Consider the following 17,034-nt stretch of genomic DNA (forward strand, 5'->3'; position numbering starts at 1 on the left):
CTCAGACCTCGTCGGTCAGTCCAACGTAGGCCCGCAGCTCGTGGCGGTATTGCGTGTCGGTGTCGACGCGCAGCGCCGCGAACCGCGCGGCCGAGCCGGACAGCCGTGGTACGGAACGCAGGCTCAGCCGGTCTCCGGGCCGGATCAGACCGTCCAGGACTGCCTCGGCGAGAAGGTGGTTCACCTGGACAAGCACGTCGGACACGGTGACCGCCGCCGTGGCGATGTACAGATCGCGGTGAACCGGTCGGCGGCCAGGATGGCGGGGCGCCCGGCGCGCGGCAGGCGCGGGCACGACGACAGTGACCGGTGCCCACGCGGACAATTCCCGCACGCCGCTGAATGTCTTGAGTAGCCGGCGCAGGGCACTGGTGGTCTCGTCGGCGGTGGGCCCGGCCCAGGCCGCGGAGCCGTCGGCGGCGATGTGGTCGAAGGTGAACCGCTCCTTGAGGTTGTCGGGCTGCCCCGCCAGGTACAGGGTACGAGTGAAGGAGCGCCGCCAGGACCTGGCCGGGCCGGCCGGCACCGACAGCACGAAGCGGCAGGTCTCGTGCACCCAGCGCGGCAGGGAGAGACTGCGGATGACGGCTACGACGACAGCGCTGTCGGCCGTGCCGGCGCCTTCACTTCCGGCGATGGCGGCCTTGGCGTCGCGCAGCGCGTCGGGAGTGGACAGGTCCATGTGGGCGACGAGTTCGGGGCGGGTCGTCCGCAGCCTGTCGGCGGCTATGGTCAGCAGAAGATCGGGGCTTAGGGTCATAGGAACACCGCGCTGAGCAGGTCGTTGGTGGGTGCCCGTCGGCCACGGCCGAGCAACGACGAAGTGAGCCGGTACGGGTCGACGTGGGTGTGGCCGCGCCGGTGCCGGTCGAGCAGAGCCGCCAGCACGCCCGGATCCCGTGCTGCCTCCTCCGCCCGGCTCAGCATCTGCGCGGCGCGGGTGAGGCTCTTTCGCAGCAGGTCGTACCGGAACGACTCCTGTTGCCCGGGCCCGAGGGTGGCGATGAAGTACAGGCGCATGCCGAGCCGGATCGCTGCGGAGTCGTGGTCGTCCCCGAGGGAGCGCAGCAAGGCCTCCAGGGTGTGGTTGTGCCAGCCACCGTGCCGGGCGGAGATGACCCTCCCATCGATCGGCACCCGGCCGAGGGGCACCCGGTGAACCACGGTCCCCCTGTCGGTGAGCACCCGGTCCAGGAGCTGGTAGTCGGGGTCGAGTTCCCGGTCGTACACCACCACGACCTCGTCGTAACGGGGAGCGAGCGGCAGCAGGTCGCGCAACGCGCACGCGAGGTAGTTGGGGCGCCCCTCCGCGGTGACGATCCGCCGCAGCGGCAGGCCGAAGCGGGTGGCGTCGAGGTACACGGGGCCGCCCACGTTCCGCTGGTCCAGTCCCAGGCCGACCGCGACCAGTTCCTCGATCATCTGCTCCAGCCCGAATCCGGGTGGCTGACACGCCATCAGCCCCGGGTCGTGCAGGCCGAGCCGCTCGTAGTGACCGGTCCAAAGCCGCAGCACGCGGGCCCCGGCGGGGTGCACATAGCCGGTGTGCTCGACCGCCTCCGCGTACGGACGCACCGCCTCGGCGGTGGGCGGCTTCCCCTCGGCCCGGAAGCGCACGTACAGCTCGCCGATCTCCTCCTCGGACAGGGCGTCGTAGTCGATGTCGCTCTGTGTACGGTCGAGGAACTCCCAGAAGCCCAGCGTCTGTTCGGTTACGTGATACGTCGTGTGACTGTACCGGTACGTCACGTCGGCGAGCTGCGCCGTGGCCCGGAACATCACGTCCGCCCAGAACAGACCCTTGAGGTGGCTGGGGGTCAGCGGCTTGGACGGTGTGACAGTGATCGGCGCCAGCAGCACCCTGCGGGGCGTACTGGCCATCACCGCTCCTCCCCCGTGCCCAGGGCCGCCAGCAGTTCCTTACGGGTCGGTGGGCGGGGCCCGGGCATTGCGAGGCCGGCGTGGACGCCACGCACACGCTCCCGGAAGGCAGCACTGTCGAAGATCTTCGCGGGTGTCTCGAGGCCCATCAGGACACGGACGAGCCCCCGCCAGACGGTGGCGTCACCGGCAGCGGCCCGTGTCGCCTCGGCGAGCGCGGGACGGCCCGGAGCAGCGGGCGGCATCGACGGCGTCGCAGTGCCGTTGGCCCTGGCCCGCCACAGCCCGCTGCGGGCCCGGCTGTCGTGGACCGCCTGCTCGTACCAGGGACGATGGATCTCCTGGGCGAGGCTGACCGCCAGTTCGCTCTGGAGCGCTCCCACCGCCGGATGGGCGTCGAGGATCCCGGCCAGTTGAAAGGCATGCTCGAAGGCGAGCGACATGCCGCGCCCGTAGAGGGGGTCGGTGACGCAGGCGGCGTCACCGACGGAGAACAGCCCGGCCACTTGACGCCGCCCGGGACGAATCGTGGAGCGCAGGCAGTTCGGCGGCATGGTGATGGCCCGTACGCCGGTCAGTGGCGTCGCGGCCCGCTCGTCGATCCACTCCGCGACGTGCGGGGAGAGACGGCCGGCGATGGTGAAGGCCGCGGGCTCGCGCAGCACGGTGGTGGCCGGGTCGAAGGTGAGCGCTCCGAGGGAGACGCCGAAGGTCCCGTTGTCCGCCGGATGGACGACGGCCGCATAGTGGTCCCAGACGCCACCGGCCGCATTGCCGCGGTTGAGCGGACCGGGCAGGGTGCCGTCCGGTGCGTTCAGTCGGTAGAAACGGGAGAAGCAGCGCAGTTGCGTGGGATCGGTCAGGTCGTCGCCCACCGGTACCCCGGCGTACGTCAGCCAGGCGCGGGCGGCTGCCTTGTGTCCGGTGGCGTCCACCACGAACCGTGCGGGTACCTGTTCGCCGCGATCGGTGAGCACGCCGCGGGCGCGTGACCGTGAGGGGTCCAGGATCAGCCCCCGGACCGCGGTGCCGTGGTCGATCGTGACTCCGGGCAGAGCCCGTACGGCCCGGTGGAGCAGCAGGTCGAGGACGGGACGGCGCACGGCGAGTGCCACCAGTTCATGGTCGGACGGCTCGCGGTGGTCCGCGCCGGGTGGCGCCGCCCGGGTGAGGTCCAGCAGCCGCGCGCCCTCCTCCAGGGCGGTCTCCAGGAGGTGCGGGGCCGACCGGCGAAGGACGCGCACCCCGAGCGAGGTGAGGATGTGGGAGTGGCCGCTCTGCGGGATGGTGGGCCGCTGCCACAGCTCGGCGGCCTTGCCGACCGGGCCTTCCGGCGGTGGGGAGGAGCGCTCCAGGATGCGTACCGCGAAGCCCCGTTCGGCGAGGGCCAGAGTGGTGGCGAGACCCGCGAGGCCACCGCCTGCGACCACGACCGCGGGCGCCGTCAACGTCGCCGCCCGTGGACGAAGAACACCCGGCGGACATTCTTGACGCCACGCGGGGGGACAGGGTCCGGCCAGCGGCCGAAGTCCGCACCCGGCTCGCCGGGCTGAGTGGCCTCCACGTCGAATCCGTACTGGTCGAAGAGCGCTTCGGGCTCCTCGCTGCCGAAGAGCCAGGGGCAGCCCCAGTTGGCGAATACGTCCAGCAGCCCCCGCATGTGGGGCAGGGCCAGGGCGGCGGCGTTGACCAGGTCGGCGGCGACGAGGCTGCCGGGCGCGGAGAGGGCCGCCACGCGTTCGAGCGCGCGGTGCGCATCGGGTTCGGGAATGTAGTAGAGCAGCCCTTCGAGTAGCCAGGCAGAGGGAAGCGACGGGTCGTACCCGGCGCCTATGAGCCGCGCCGCCCAGTCGTCGGCGGTGAGGTCGGCGGCGACGGTGCTGTGGTTCACCTGTGGGGCGACTCCCTGGAGGCGGTCGGCCTTGAACTCCAGCACCGCTGGTCGGTCGATCTCGAAGTAGCGGATGTGGCCGGGCCATCGCAACCGATAGGCCCGGGAGTCCATGCCGGAGGGAGCCACCACGATCTGGGTCATGTCCCGATCCTGCGCCACGCCGTGCAGGAGGTCGTCGAAGAAGCGGGTGCGAATCGCGTTGTAGTCAGGCGTGCTGGGCAGGGAGCGCGGCCTGTCGGGCGGGAACGTCGCGGCTCTCACCTCGGCCAGTAGGCTGGGTCCGGCGGCGCCGACGAGCCGGGCGGCGTACGGATCCTCGTAGAGGCGGTCCTCGCGCCGGGTCTCGGCGGCGCGCAGAGCGGCGGTGAGCAGGGCGGTCCGCTCCACCGGGTTCAGAAGGTCGGTCATGGAGGCTCCTCCGTGCTGCGTACGATCAAGCTGGTGCCGCGCCGGTCAGCTCCCGCCACAGGGAGTCGTCCTGCCGGAACAGCCGGTCCTTGACTTGGGTGGGGCGGATGCCGCTGCCCACGGCCGTGTGCCAAGCGCGGTGGAACGCGTCCGGGTCGAGCAGTCGCAAGGCGGGGGCCGAGAGCCGGTTCTCCACCCGGACCCGCCGGTAGTCGGCGGACTCCGCTTCCAGTGCGGCGTCCAGCAAGACCGTGAAACGTGCCGCTTCGGTGTTCTGCCAGGGAGTGGACGGGGCAATGGCGAAGACGTATCGGGGAGCCGCCGCCCCGGGCGCCGGTTCCACCCGGCAGGCGGCGTTGACAAGTCCGAGGCCGGTACGGGTCAGGGCGGTGCGCAGCGCGCGAACGACCTGGGACTCACGCAGCCGCTCGCCGGCTGCGTCGGAGCGAGTCGCCCGCCCCGCGTACTCCACACGCGGCACGCCTCCGAACAAGTCGACGACCCGGACGACGTCGCCGACGGCGTACCGGTACAGCCCACCGACATGGCTGAAGATCACGTGATACTCGCGTCCCGCCTCCAGTTCCTGCGGCAGCAGCGTCTCGGTGCCGGGCTCGAGTTCGAGGTCGGCGTCCACGAACTCGTACACGGCCGCTGATACAACGAGGCTTCCCGCGGAACCGTGCCGGTCCAGCGGCACGCCGACCGGTCCCTCGGACGCGGCCACCGGAGCGGGCAGCGCGGTCACTCCGGTGCCGAACCGTTCGCGTAGTGCTGGGAGGTAGAGGGAGGCCATGCCAGTCGTCCAGCCGAACAGGGCCCGGATCCGAGGCCACACGTGCGCCGGGGACACGGTCCCGAAGTAGTCGGCGAGCCGTTCCAGTTCGGCGGCGCGGCGGGGATCCGGGCCACCGTGCGGCACACCTCCCAGTGTGCCGTCGCGCACCTCCTTGACGATGCGGTCCCACCACAGGGTCAGTTGGTACGGCACGGCCGCGATCATCGCCGGGTTGATGCCGATGAGGCAGCGCACGTCACTCTGCACGGCCAGTCGCAGCCGCAGGTACATTTTCTCCAGGTGATCGTCAGGTGCGATGTCCGCGCGCAGGGTGGCCCACGGCGCGGCGGTGCCGAGTTCGGCCGACAGGGGTTCGCCGAACTTCTCACCGAAATCGACCTGGCTGGCACCGACATGGGGACGGCCATCGGCTGTCGTGGGGGGCGCGGCGAGCGGATCGTGCTTGAGGTTGAGCACTGCGTCGGGCCGGTGCGTGACGTCGGGGAAGTTCTCGATCAGCGGTGCCCAGGCCGCGTAGTAGAAGGGAAAGAAGGTGTTCCGCATGAACCGCGGGGTGACCGGTATCTTCTTGTGCGCGCCGGTGCTGCCACTGCTGGTGAAGTACACGACCGGCCGGTCGGCCGACAACAGGTTCGGCTCCCCCCGCGCGGTGCGCTCGATCAGCGGCGCGTGGGCGGCATAGTCCTGTACGGGGACGGCCTTGCGGAAGTCGTCGATGTCCCGGACGCGGGCGAAACCGTGCCGCTTGCCGAACTCGGTTCGGCCGTTGAAGCCGAGGATGTCGGTGAGGACGTGCCGTTGCTGCCCGGGCAGGTCCGCGAGCCCATCGGTCAGCCGGTCGCGTTCGGCAAGGACCCGCTTCCGGTACCGGTCGGCATGTCCGGCGTCCGCCCATCGCCAACTCGTGGTCACGGGGTGAGCACCTCCACCACCGCGTCCGCGGTCCTGGCGACGCTGGGCTGTTCCTCGATGATCGTCACCGGCCTGTCCCGAACCTCTTCCAGCATCAGTTTGCGAAGGCTCTTCTGATAGCTCTCGAAGCCCAGCCATTCGGGACGCTCGCCGAAGTACTCCAGCGGATTGAGCCGGGCGCCTTCGGCCGAACGCCGCCAGGCGGACTCGGCGGACACATCGACGTACACCACCGCGCGTGGGCGCGGAAAGGAGCGCCACCAGGTGTACATGGGGTGCTGTTCGATACCCGCCAGCCGGCATTTCGCGAGGATCTTGTAGTAGTAGGAATCCATCAGCAGCGGGACGTCCTCGTCCTGGCGCTCCACCTGGTCCTTCAGGTGGACCACGGCGGCCTGGAGGAGGCTGGCCAGGAATTCCGTCGAGTAGGACGTCCCGAGGTTCGGCAGGACGTCCTCGACCACATCACGGCGCAGTCGGCTGACGAGTTCGTGGGCCGGGCCGACGAAAGCGTCGTCCGTGGACAGCGTGCGCCACCCGGGCAGCTTGGCCCCGACCTCTGTCATGACCGAGGATTTACCCGCCCCGTCCGGGCCCAGTAGTACGTAGAACGGCCGGTCGATCATGAGCGACTCCCACCTCCGGTACCTGTTGCTGTTGTCCGGCGCAGCGCGGGAAGGACGGTCTCGGCGATCTCCTTGAGCTGTCGTCCCGGGTCGAGCGAGCCGATCCTGATGACGATGTGCCGGGCCCCGGCCCGCACATAATCCGACAGCCAGCCGGCGCACTGTTCGGCGTTTCCCCAGCCATAGGCCTGGATGGCCGACATCGTCTCCAGCGAGCGTCCGTAGTAGCGCTGCGTGTAGTCCTCCAGTTCGGCCTTCGCGCGTGCCTCGTCGTGCTGCACCGTGAGGGTGGCGTAGAGAGCCGGCACGATCGCCCCGGCCGGTCGGCCCGACTCGGCTCGCAACCGCTCGATGCGCTGCCAGGCACTGCCGTACTGCTCGGCGGAGGGCAGAAAGGGAAGCCAACCGTCATAGTGCCGGGCGACCCTTTTCATGACGCCGGGGGTGTCGCTGCCCGCGAGCCAGAGCGGCGGCCCGCCCGGTCGGTGCGGCTTGGGGAGACGGTCCAAGCCCTTGGTGTGCACGTGCTTCCCCGTGAACTCGGCCGGCACGTCCCCGGTGCGCCACGCCTGTCTCCACAGCGCGGCGGTCTCGTCGAGCCGGCCGGCCCTGCCGGAGAAGGGGACGCCAACGGCGGCGAACTCCTCCTCGCTCTCCGGGATCGGGAACCCGGCGCCGAGGCCGAGTACCAGACGGGAATCGCACACCTGATCCAGAGCCGCGGCCATGGTGGCGCCGACCAGGGGATGGCGGAGCACGGGTGTCAGGGCGGCCGTGCCCAGCCGGACCGTGCTGGTGACCGCGCCCACGGCGGAGAGGACGACGAAGGGATCAAGCCGTGGGCGGGCCGTCAGGGAGTCCCCTGTCCAGATCGAGTCGAAAGCGTATTGCTCCACCCGACGGGCGAAATCCAGCAGTGGCGCCGCCGCGTAGTCGCCCATCATCGCCTGCTCACGCGCCGGCAGCAGGATACCCACACGGACCGGCATGCTGACAGTCACTGTCTTCCCTCCACGTTGGTGAGTCGGCCGCCGGCCGTCGTACGGCGCGGCCCGGCCCTGTTTCCGCGTCCTCGTACTGCCGTCCTCGGGTCCTCAGGCCGCCGCGGCCACCGCCAGCACGGCGTTCTGGCCGCCGAAGCCGCATGAGAGAGTCAGAGCCAGGTCGATGTCGCGGTGCTGCAAGACCTCGGCAAGCGGCAGGTCGATCTCCGGGTCGGGCTTGTCGAGGTTCGCTGTCGGCGGTACCACTCCCTGTTCGACCGCGAGCACCGTGCACGCGGCCTCAACGGCGCCGGAGGCACCGAGCATGTGCCCGGTGACGCCCTTCACCGAGGTGACCACCGGCCCGTCGCCGAGCAGTCGGCGCAGCATCCTGGCCTCGGCCAGGTCGTTGAGCGGGGTCGACGTGCCGTGTGCGTTGACGTGCTGCACATCGCCGGGCCCCGCTCCGGCGTCGGAGAGCGCGGCGCTGACCGCCGCTGCCGCACCGCGGCCTTCGGGGTGCGGAGAGGTCATGTGGTGCGCGTCGGCGCTCGCCCCGTATCCGACGATCCGCGCCCGCGTCCGGGCTCCCCTGGCACGGGCGTCGGCGGCTCGCTCCAGCACCAGCACACCGCTGCCCTCACCAGCCACGAAACCGTCACGCTCCACGTCGAAGGGGCGGGAGGCGCCCCGAGGGTCGTCATTGCGCCGCGAGAGCGCTCCCATCTTGGCGAAGCCGGCCATCACCAGGGGGGTAATCATGGCTTCGCTGCCGCCCGCCATCACGACGTCACACCGGTCCAGCAGAAGCAGGTCGCGAGCGACGCCGATCGCTGAGGCCCCGGAGGCGCAGGCAGTGGCCACCACCAGATTCGGCCCGGTGGCGCCGAACTCGATCGCCACCTGTCCGGCCAGCATGTTCGGCAACTGCATCGGCAGCAGCAGCGGTGACACCAGCCCGGGACCGTCTGTGAGCAGGGCCCGGTGCTCCGCCTCCACCGTGCCGGGACCACCGTCGGCGCAGCCCAGTACGACACCCACCCGGGCACCGTCCCAGGTGCCGGGATCCAGTCGGGCGTCGGCCAGCGCCTCCCGGGCGGCGACGAGCGCGAACTGCACGAAGCGGTCCAGCCGGTGGGCGCGCCGGGCTCCCAGCAGTACCTCGGGCTCGAAGTCGGGGACCCGGCAGGAGAATGTCACCGGATGGTTCTTCAGCTCGGGGTCGTGCGCCGCCGTGGGGGTTCCGGCACAGACCGCCTGCCAGGTCGGTCCGATACCGACCCCGGCGGGTGTGACGAGGCCCAGCCCGGTGACCTCTATGTCGGCGGCGGCCATCAGACCTTCGCGCTCCTCTCCTGCATCAGCTCGGCGATGGCGCCTATGGTGGGCGCCTTCAGCAGCTCGTCGTCGCTAATGGCGATGTCGAGTTCCTTCTCCAGGACGAGGGAGAGTTCCACGACGGCCAGGGAGTCCAGCTCGGCGTCCTCGTGCGTGGCGTCGGGCGTGATCTGCTCGGGCGTCACCTTGAGCTTGGTGACGAGGATGTCCTTCAGGGTCTCAAACACGGATGGGCTCCTTCCAGGGGCCACTTGCGGAATGGGCCGAGTGGGCGGACGCGATCAGCCCGCGCGCGTCCGGGGCCAGGTCAGGGTCATGGCACCCCAGGCCAGTCCGCCGCCGAACGCCGACAGCAGGACACGCTGACCTGCGGTGAGGGTGCCTTCCTCGGCAGCCTGGGCGAGCAGCACGGGAATGGAAGCGGCGCCCGTGTTGCCGACATGTTCGATGTTGGACAGCAGGCGCTCGGCGGGGATGCCGAGCCGCTCGGCGACCGCCCCGAGGATGCGGGCGTTGGCCTGATGGGACACGACGCGGTCGATGTCGGACATCTGCCAGCCGGCTCGCGCCATGGCCTGCCGGGACGCGGACGTCAGTCGCTCCACCGCGTGCCGGTAGGTGTCCCGGCCGCGCATCCGGAAGTACTCGTCACCCGGTTGAGGCTGCCGCCCGCTCGCGCGCTGCCGCGAGCCGCCCGCCCTGACTTCGATGAGGTCGCTGAGTTCGCCGTCGCTGCCGAGCACCACGGGGCCGATGGCCCCCTGCTCGTCGAGCGTGCCTGCGCACAACACCACAGCACCCGCCCCGTCCGCGAAGATCACCGCGGTGCTGCGGTCATGCGGGTCGATGATGGAGGTGAAGGCATCGGCGCCGATGACCAGCACCCGGTCGGCGGTGCCCGCCGCGATGAGACCGTCGGCCGCCGCCAGACCGTAGAGGAAGCCGCTGCACACGGCCGAGACGTCGAACGCGGCGACGCCGCCGAGCCCCAGCCGGGACGCGACCTCCGGCGCGGTGGCCGGACACGGCCGGTCCGGCGTGGTGGTGGCCAGGACGACGGCGTCCACGTGACCCTCCCCGGCCGACTTCAGGGCCCGCTGGCCGGCCTGCACCGCGAGGTCGGACGTGGCCATGCCGGGGTCGACGACATGGCGCACCGCGATGCCCGTGCGTGAGCGGATCCAGGCGTCCGAGGTGTCGAGGCGGGCGGCCAGTGCCTGGTTGGTCACCGTGTTCGGCGGCAGCCACGCCCCGAGCCCGCACAGCACGGCGGCCCGCCGCCCGGCAGCCCCGTGCCCGGCCCGGGTCACGACCGGCCGTCCGAGGAGGTCAGGATGTCCGTGGGCAGGCCCATGTACCGCATCCGGGCCTCGGCCATGTCGTCGGTCCAGCGCTCCGCCATGTCGTACCGCTGCTCGGCCGTGGTGTCGATCATCCGCACGCCGGGCCAGATCTCGTAGTCACCGACGCGGTCGGCATGGGCCCGCATACCCTCCTGGAACAGTTGCTCCCGGTGGAGCACATACTTACGGTCCGGGACGCGGTCCCACAGGTCGCGGCCGCGTTCCAGGATCCGGATGATCCGTTCCCGGTTCTCCGGGTGCTCGGCCAGGTGGTCGCGGAGGATGGAGCTGGCCACGGTCAGGTGGCGGATCTCGTCGATCGCGGTACCGCGGGAGACCTCGCCGGTCGCCGGGTTGAGCGGTGTCCACTTGCGCTCACTCAGCTCGGCCGCGGGGGCGAGCACTCCCTCGATGACGATGGCGAAGACCGCCACACCACCGTAGAAATCGGCCTGGTCGCGGACGATGTCCAGGGTGAAGTCCTCGACCGGCTGTAGGACTTCCTTGCGGTACTCGACGGTCATCGACTCGATGTCCGCGACCACCGTTTCCCCGGGCATGCCCAGCTCGACCAGGTGGTGGCGGAAGACCCGGCTATGCCTGGCCTCGTCCATCAACTGGGTGGCGTAGAACTCCATCTCCGGGATGCCGGGCGCGCTGGCCACATAGTGGCTGAGCAGTCTGGTGGCGATCTCCTCCGACAGGCTGCGGTAGCCGAACTCCAGGATCAGCGCCTCGCGCAACGGCCCCGGCCGCTTCATGAAGTCCGGTACCACGACGTCATCGTGATGTCCGGTCACGCCACGATCACGCAGGGTGCCCTGCGCCACGGACGTGATCCAGTAGCCCAGGTCGCAGTCCGCGGCCGTGAGAGTGAGGCCCATGGCCCCGTCCAGCAAGCCCGGCGCGGTCTCCCAGTCAGCCGCCTGATGGGGCGTGAGATCGTTCGTCACCTGACATCTCCTTCTCCCTCGTGGTACGTGTTCAGCTGGCCGGAGACGACGCGCAGCGGGCCTCCGCAGATCTGGCCCGCGAAGCTGAGCAGCGGCGCACCGCCGCGCGCGGTGGCCCGTAGGACGTGCGCGAGCAGCACTTCGTGGTCGCCGATGGGCGTGCGACCGCTCACCCGGCAGGAGAAGTGGGCCAGCGCACCGTCCAGCCGGGGGGCCTTGGTGTATGGGTCTTCGTGGCATCCGAGCCGGTCGAACTGTTCGGCGCCCTTCGGCCGCAATCGGTCGGCGAACCAGCGGGCCAGATGCGCCTGGTCGCTGCCCAGGACGTTGACGGTGAACCGGGTCGCCGCGCATGCCAGGTCGGCGAACACCGACCCGGGCCGCAGGCACACGCCAAGCAGTAGCGGTTCATGCGAGACGGTCGTCAGACTGCTGACGGTTGTCCCGTGGACCGCGCCCTTGTGGTGCACGGTGACAACCGCGACGGCGGCGGCCAAGTGCCGCACCGCCCTGCGCCGCTCCACCGTCGGGACGGGCACGTCCAGGCTGGTCATCGCTCGGCTCCCAGCGCGGACTTCGACTGTGATCCGTGGCCGGCCGGTTTCGGGTGCCGTAGTCCCAGCTCGTCCAGGAGCCGCAGATACCCGGGCTGGCGTACCGGCTCGAACGGCAGCGCGAAGGACTTCAGGAAGTTCCCGAACAGGCCGCGGTCGCCGAACAGGTGAAAGGGCAGCGCCAGCAACGCCCACTCCGGCTCCACAAGCCAGCACCACAGGGCGGCCACCGCCGCCTGCGTGATCAGGCTGTGCATGACGTTGTACAGGACGTAATAGACCTTGGAGATGTCTCCGTCCCCGCGCCGGTAGGCGATCGCGCCCGGGATATAGCCGATGATGTCGATATAGAGGAAGAGGCCGATCGCCGGCAGCCAGCGGATGTCGTCGAAGTGCACGATGATCAGTGCGGTCGAGATCAGGAACCCCACCAGGTACTCGGCGCGGTGCAGCGAGAAGGTGGTGGGCGTCTCGAACGGGTTGACCTGATCCATGGGTCACCTCCCGGCTCGGGCCGCCGCGTCGGCGGAGGCTTGGGGCATGTCGAGGTCCTGTGTGACGGTGACACGTGCGAAGAGGCCGGTAAGCGCCCAGGCCACGGTCTCCTTGATGACGCGCTCCGCGATGGGGTCGAGGATCCCCTCCAGGCTGGGGATGCCGAAGTCGAAGGCGGCGGCGAAGCTCACGGCCACGTCGTCGCCGTCCTGCCGCAGCCGCCATGTCCCGGTGAAGCTGTCGAAGTCGCCGTCGGTCTGCGTAAAGCGGATCTCCAGCGTGTCCCTGAAGAAGTGCTCCTCTTCGGACCAGCGCAACAGGCCGCTACGGAAATGGAGTTCCCAGCTCGAGCTGCCGGTGTCCGCGGTCGCGGAGTGCACCGTGGCAGACTGGACGTGCGGGGCCAGTTCCGGATAACGCTCCCAGTGAATGACGTGGTCGAAGACGTACTCGGCCCGCTCACCGAGCACGGTGGCGTCCAACTCGACGTGTCTCATCGTCCGTCTGCTCCTCGCGGCATGGTGGCCTGCTTGTCGATCAGATCTCGGGTGGCTTTGTCGAAGGAATCGAGGAGGAACGCGACGTCGGAGCGCGCCAACACGGCAGGCGGAGTGAACCGTATGACCGAGCTGCCGTTCATCGAGTGATTGGCCACGACCCCGTGGTTGAACAGTTCGATCAGCAACTCGCCGGCCAGTCCGGCCTCGGTCAGCTCCACACCGATCAACAGCCCGCGGCCGCGTACCCCGACCAGCAGTTCGGGGATGTTACGCAAGGCGATGCTCTCGATTTCCGGTAACAGTTCCGCGCCCAGCTCCCGGGCCCGGGTGACCAGGTCGTCCTCCTGGACGGCACGGATCGCCCCCTGTACCGCGGCCATGAGGAGCGGAGCCCCGGAGAAGGTGGCGGTATGGATGTAGGGATCCTTGTCGAAGGGGCGGAAGGCGGCGCCGGTGGCGACCGCGGCGGAGACCGGCACCACCCCGCCGCCGAGCGCCTTCCCCGTCAGCAGCACGTCAGGGGATACGCCCTCCATGTCGGCACCCCACCAGTGGCCGAGCCGTCCCATCCCGCTCTGTACCTCGTCGAGGACAAGGAAGCCGTCATACCGGCGGACCAGGTCCTCGACCCTCTTGAGGTAGCCATCGGGCGGAATGATCACGCCGCCTTCGCCCTGGACGGGTTCGACGAGGACGCATACCTCGCCGGGGTGGTCGGCGAGTTCCTTCTCCAGGGCGTCGGTGTCACCGAAGGGCAAGTGGCAGAAGTCAGGGAGCAACGGCCTGAACGGATCCTGGTAGACCGGCTTGGCGGTGGCCGACAGCGCGCCCAGGGTCTTCCCGTGGTAGCCGCCATTCATGGACACCGTGCGCCTCCGGCCACCGGCCCGGGCCAGTTTGAGCGCGGTCTCCACCGCCTCGGCGCCGGAGAGTGCGAAGTGCACCCGGTCGAGCCCTTCGGGCATCACCGATACGAGCGCCTCGGCAGCCCGGGCGACGGCGGGTTCCAGCAGGATGCGGGTGGCCACGGGGTGGATACGAAGCTGCCGTTCCACCGCCTCCATGATGATCGGGTGGCGAGCGCCCATGAGGAACACCCCGTAGCCACCGCAGTTGAGGAAGCGCTCACCGTCGCTCGTGGTCAACCAGGCCCCGGAGGACGAGACCTCCATGTGGCTGCCGAACAGTTCGGCGAGAGTGGCCCTTCCCTTGCTCAGGTGCGCCCGGTACAGCGCGAGGATCTCCTCCTCAGCACTGTTCGCGGCGTCGTGAGTCACGATCACAGGCAGTTCCTTCCAAGAGGTTGACCGGTTCAGGAGAGCTGGAGCTCACCGCCGCCGAGGTACGTGCTGAGCGCCTCGGCGCTGCTGCTCCTGGACGGCGGGTGGAAGGCCAGCGCCCGGATACCGGAAACGAGCCGGGCGTGCTCTGCCGCGCGGATGAAGTCGAGGCCGCCGAGCAGTTCGAGGGCCTGGTCCCCGGCCGTCGACAGTGCCGTCTGGACCGCGTAGCGGGCGACGAGCACCGAGGCCACGGCCGCCTCGCCCGCGAGGCCGTCGCGCACCGCCCGGGCGGTGCCCTCCACCAGGGCGAAGGCGGCCTCGGCGCCGATCGCCACGGACGTGCGGTCGCTGATACTCCCGCGCCCGCGCTCCAGGACCCGCTCCGCCAGGGTGGACATCGCTCCCGCGTAGCCGGCGGTCACCAGCAGTTCGAACCAGATGAAGCCGGCCGTCTGTAGGTCGTCCAGCCGCCCCGGATCGTCGGCGGAGGTGCGCACGACCAGGTCGTCAGGGACGAAGACGTCCTCCAGGCGTACCTCGTCGCTCTCCGCGGCGGCCAGCACGTCGGCGGCCCAGAAGGGATGCACGGACACGCCGGGCGAGTCGGCCGGGACCAGCGCCAACGCCAGCTCGCGCGCACCGTCGGCGCAGGGCACCGCGATGCTGGCGGTGAGCAGGCTCATCGAGTGGGAGAGGCTACAGGGCTTCTTGGCCCCGTCGAGACGGTACCCGCCGTCGACCGGGCGCGCGGTGACGGCCGGGCTGAGGATGTTCTGTTCGGTACGCCCCTCCGCCCAGCCGGAGGCGAGCAGCCGCTGCCCGGGGACGATGTCCTTCAGCAGGGCGAGCTGGGCGTCGGTGAGCCTCCCGGCCTCTTCCGCCAGGGAGTAGAGCATCGCCACAGTGAAGTGGTGCATGGTCGCCGCGGCGGCCAGGGAGGGGGACAGCGAACCGATGGCACGCATCACCCGGACCGCCTCGACCGGGTCCGCCGCGTGCCCGCCGTACTCCGCGGGCACGAGGAGTCCCACGCCGCCGTGCTCCCGCAGGAGGCCGACGACCGAGCTTCCCCGGGCCTCCCGGCCCCCGAACGGAACAGCGGCCAGTGCCTTCAGCAAGCCGGGGTGGTAGCGGTCACAGGAGTCGCGGGCAATGTCGAGGGAGCGCATCAGGATCCTTTGCGAAGGTGGTGGGGTGGCGCCGGCTTCCGGTGCGGGCAGGCGTACGGGGGTCAGTCTCCGAAGACGGCCTGTCGGGGACGCACTCCACGGGCGATGCTCACCCCTTGGACGTGCGAGGTCTTGAGCATGGGGTAGTTGGCCTCGCCGAAGACGCCGCCGGTCAGCCCGGTGCCGCCGTGGCTGGGCAAGTAGGGCAGGAAACCTATGTGGGAGTCGTTCACCTTGAGCAGCCCGCCGTTCACCACGCGCCGCACGAAGGTGTCGATCACGCTCTCGGAACGGGTCCACAGCGAGTTGCGCAGGCCGTACTCGTTCGTGTTGACGAAGTCGAGGAAGCGCTCGATCTGTTCCCCGTCGGCGGCCTCCTCGGGGACCACCACCGGCAACAGCGGAAAGAAGGTCTCGTGCCGGACGATGTCGAGGTTGCGGGCGCCCGACAACCCGTTCACGCGCACGACGGTCGGCTGTAGGAACACCCCCGTGTCGGAGGGCGTGCCGTCCAGCTCGGTGCGACTCCCCCCGCAGACCAGTTCGGCGCCGTTGTCCAGGGCCTGCCGCAGCAGGTCGAAGAAGCGCTCGCTGCGGCGCACCGGCGACAGCAGCACATCCTCCTCGTCGGGATAACCGGGGCGGATGGCCGCCGCCTGCTTGGTGACCTCGGCGAGCAGGCGATCCGCGACGCGCGGGTGGGCCAGGACGTAGTTCGGGACCATGCAGATCTGCCCGGATCCGTAGAAGGACTCCGCGATGGCCTCGGCGGCGGCGTCGACGTCGGCGTCGTCCCAGACCACGATGCCGTCGTTCCCGGCGAGTTCCAGAATGGGCTTCTTGCCCGCCGCCACGCACCGTTCCTGGAAGCGCAGCCCTTCCTGACTGCCCCCGATGTAGAAGATGTCATCGACCAACGGGCTGGCCAGCCAGCGGTCCAGGGTCTGGCGGGGATTGCCGCACACCACGTTCAGGACCCCCGGCGGGGCTCCGACCTCGTCGAGCAGGGGCACGACCAGGTCCCGCAGGACATACATGGTGCTCAGGGCGATGCTGCGCGGCGCGCGTACCACCACCGCGTTGCCTGCCATCAGAGCGAGCACCGCGAGGGCGGCGCTGGGCGCTGGGGCGTTCTGCGGCGGATTCAGGCACACCACCCCGTCGGGCTGGCGGCGCACCATGAGCCTGCGGTTCCCATGTTCGAATTCGGTGCACATTCGCTGCCGGTACCAGTCACAGCTCTCCTCGCTGAAGACCTGGAGCAGGCAGCTCAGTTCCCAACGGGCGAGCTTGATCGGGTGCGCCTCGGCAACCAGCATCTCCAGGAACTCGTCTTGGTGGAGCAGGAGTTGTCGGCGGAACAGCGCCCCCAGCCGCATACGGCGCTCCAGTGGCACCGCAGTCCACGCCGGCACGGCGGCGACCGCCGCATCCAGCGACAAGTCGATCTCCTCGTCACCGGCGACAGCACACCGCCCGACGACGTACGGATGCCGAAGCGCCTCGGGATCCGCCTCCTGCTCCAGGGTTCGCTTCAAGCTCACACTGGTGAAGACGTCCTCCAGCAATGAGCGAGCGCTGACGGTATAGACCCAGCCGTCGCCCTCGACATCCTTGCCACCTATATACAACGGGTAGCTGCGCAGTTCCTTCTGCCGCGTTTCCGCGCCTGTTTCCAACTGTCCACCAGAAAGCACTGTGACGCCCTTCTAGACATCATCGCTTTGATCACTTTTTGAGTGTGCCAGGGCTATCTGATTCGTCACTGACACCACTCTGATATCCCGCGCCACGAAGGTGGAAAGGATGTGGTGGTGTGCGCTCGGCCCAGCGCTCACAAAAGCGCCGCGGGGGGAAGGCGAGGACGGGGCGGCGCGGAAACCCCAAACCCCCTCC

The 17,034-nt window shown here is 69.8% G+C and carries 17 protein-coding genes; all 17 read right to left on the reverse strand.

Annotation, left to right across the window (positions count from 1 at the left end):
• Position 1 precedes the first annotated feature (1 nt).
• Positions 2 to 760 (reverse strand): DUF6182 family protein, encoded by a 759-nt coding sequence (locus tag ACT2CW_RS22735; RefSeq protein ID WP_445518044.1) that lies wholly within the window; start codon positions 758 to 760, stop codon positions 2 to 4.
• Positions 757 to 1,881, reverse strand: a complete 1,125-nt coding sequence (locus ACT2CW_RS22740; protein ID WP_432046810.1) for a hypothetical protein — start codon at positions 1,879 to 1,881, stop codon at positions 757 to 759. Before ACT2CW_RS22740 ends, ACT2CW_RS22735 begins: the two co-directional genes overlap by 4 nt.
• Positions 1,881 to 3,329 carry an FAD-dependent oxidoreductase gene (locus tag ACT2CW_RS22745; RefSeq protein ID WP_445518045.1) on the reverse strand — a complete coding sequence of 483 codons (1,449 nt, stop codon included), beginning with the start codon at positions 3,327 to 3,329 and terminating at the stop codon, positions 1,881 to 1,883. The genes ACT2CW_RS22740 and ACT2CW_RS22745 overlap by 1 nt, the downstream gene beginning before the upstream one ends.
• Entirely contained in the window at positions 3,326 to 4,183 is an 858-nt protein-coding gene (locus tag ACT2CW_RS22750) for a class I SAM-dependent methyltransferase (RefSeq protein WP_445518046.1), read from the reverse strand. The genes ACT2CW_RS22745 and ACT2CW_RS22750 overlap by 4 nt, the downstream gene beginning before the upstream one ends.
• Positions 4,184 to 4,208: 25 nt before the next feature.
• The gene (locus ACT2CW_RS22755; RefSeq protein WP_445518047.1) at positions 4,209 to 5,894 is read right to left on the reverse strand and encodes a GH3 auxin-responsive promoter family protein; all 1,686 of its coding nucleotides are present in this window, start codon (positions 5,892 to 5,894) and stop codon (positions 4,209 to 4,211) included.
• Entirely contained in the window at positions 5,891 to 6,520 is a 630-nt protein-coding gene (locus ACT2CW_RS22760) for a hypothetical protein (RefSeq protein ID WP_432046806.1), read from the reverse strand. The genes ACT2CW_RS22755 and ACT2CW_RS22760 overlap by 4 nt, the downstream gene beginning before the upstream one ends.
• The gene (locus tag ACT2CW_RS22765; RefSeq protein ID WP_445518048.1) at positions 6,517 to 7,509 is read right to left on the reverse strand and encodes an LLM class flavin-dependent oxidoreductase; all 993 of its coding nucleotides are present in this window, start codon (positions 7,507 to 7,509) and stop codon (positions 6,517 to 6,519) included. Before ACT2CW_RS22765 ends, ACT2CW_RS22760 begins: the two co-directional genes overlap by 4 nt.
• Before the next feature lie 105 nt (positions 7,510 to 7,614).
• Complete coding sequence (locus ACT2CW_RS22770) at positions 7,615 to 8,838, reverse strand: beta-ketoacyl-[acyl-carrier-protein] synthase family protein (RefSeq protein WP_432046804.1); 1,224 nt, start codon at positions 8,836 to 8,838, stop codon at positions 7,615 to 7,617.
• Complete coding sequence (locus tag ACT2CW_RS22775; RefSeq protein ID WP_138911984.1) at positions 8,838 to 9,068, reverse strand: acyl carrier protein; 231 nt, start codon at positions 9,066 to 9,068, stop codon at positions 8,838 to 8,840. The genes ACT2CW_RS22770 and ACT2CW_RS22775 overlap by 1 nt, the downstream gene beginning before the upstream one ends.
• Positions 9,069 to 9,122: 54 nt before the next feature.
• A complete protein-coding gene (locus tag ACT2CW_RS22780) occupies positions 9,123 to 10,151 on the reverse strand; it encodes a beta-ketoacyl-ACP synthase III (RefSeq protein WP_445518049.1) in 1,029 nt (342 codons plus the stop codon).
• On the reverse strand, positions 10,148 to 11,137 hold the full coding sequence (locus ACT2CW_RS22785; RefSeq protein ID WP_445518050.1) for a VlmB-like protein: 990 nt from the start codon (positions 11,135 to 11,137) through the stop codon (positions 10,148 to 10,150). The genes ACT2CW_RS22780 and ACT2CW_RS22785 overlap by 4 nt, the downstream gene beginning before the upstream one ends.
• Positions 11,134 to 11,691 (reverse strand): flavin reductase family protein, encoded by a 558-nt coding sequence (locus ACT2CW_RS22790; protein ID WP_445518051.1) that lies wholly within the window; start codon positions 11,689 to 11,691, stop codon positions 11,134 to 11,136. Before ACT2CW_RS22790 ends, ACT2CW_RS22785 begins: the two co-directional genes overlap by 4 nt.
• Positions 11,688 to 12,185, reverse strand: coding sequence for a hypothetical protein (locus tag ACT2CW_RS22795; RefSeq protein WP_138911980.1), 498 nt, complete (start codon positions 12,183 to 12,185; stop codon positions 11,688 to 11,690). The genes ACT2CW_RS22790 and ACT2CW_RS22795 overlap by 4 nt, the downstream gene beginning before the upstream one ends.
• A 3-nt stretch (positions 12,186 to 12,188) precedes the next feature.
• A complete protein-coding gene (locus ACT2CW_RS22800) occupies positions 12,189 to 12,683 on the reverse strand; it encodes a type II toxin-antitoxin system RatA family toxin (RefSeq protein ID WP_445518052.1) in 495 nt (164 codons plus the stop codon).
• Positions 12,680 to 13,969, reverse strand: coding sequence for an aspartate aminotransferase family protein (locus ACT2CW_RS22805; protein WP_445518053.1), 1,290 nt, complete (start codon positions 13,967 to 13,969; stop codon positions 12,680 to 12,682). The genes ACT2CW_RS22800 and ACT2CW_RS22805 overlap by 4 nt, the downstream gene beginning before the upstream one ends.
• A 29-nt stretch (positions 13,970 to 13,998) precedes the next feature.
• A complete protein-coding gene (locus ACT2CW_RS22810) occupies positions 13,999 to 15,138 on the reverse strand; it encodes an acyl-CoA dehydrogenase family protein (RefSeq protein ID WP_445518054.1) in 1,140 nt (379 codons plus the stop codon).
• Between the two features lie 62 nt (positions 15,139 to 15,200).
• Positions 15,201 to 16,817, reverse strand: coding sequence for an aldehyde dehydrogenase family protein (locus ACT2CW_RS22815; RefSeq protein WP_445518055.1), 1,617 nt, complete (start codon positions 16,815 to 16,817; stop codon positions 15,201 to 15,203).
• Between the last annotated feature and the right edge of the window lie 217 nt (positions 16,818 to 17,034).

Source organism: Streptomyces sp. NEAU-174 (genome assembly GCF_052665095.1).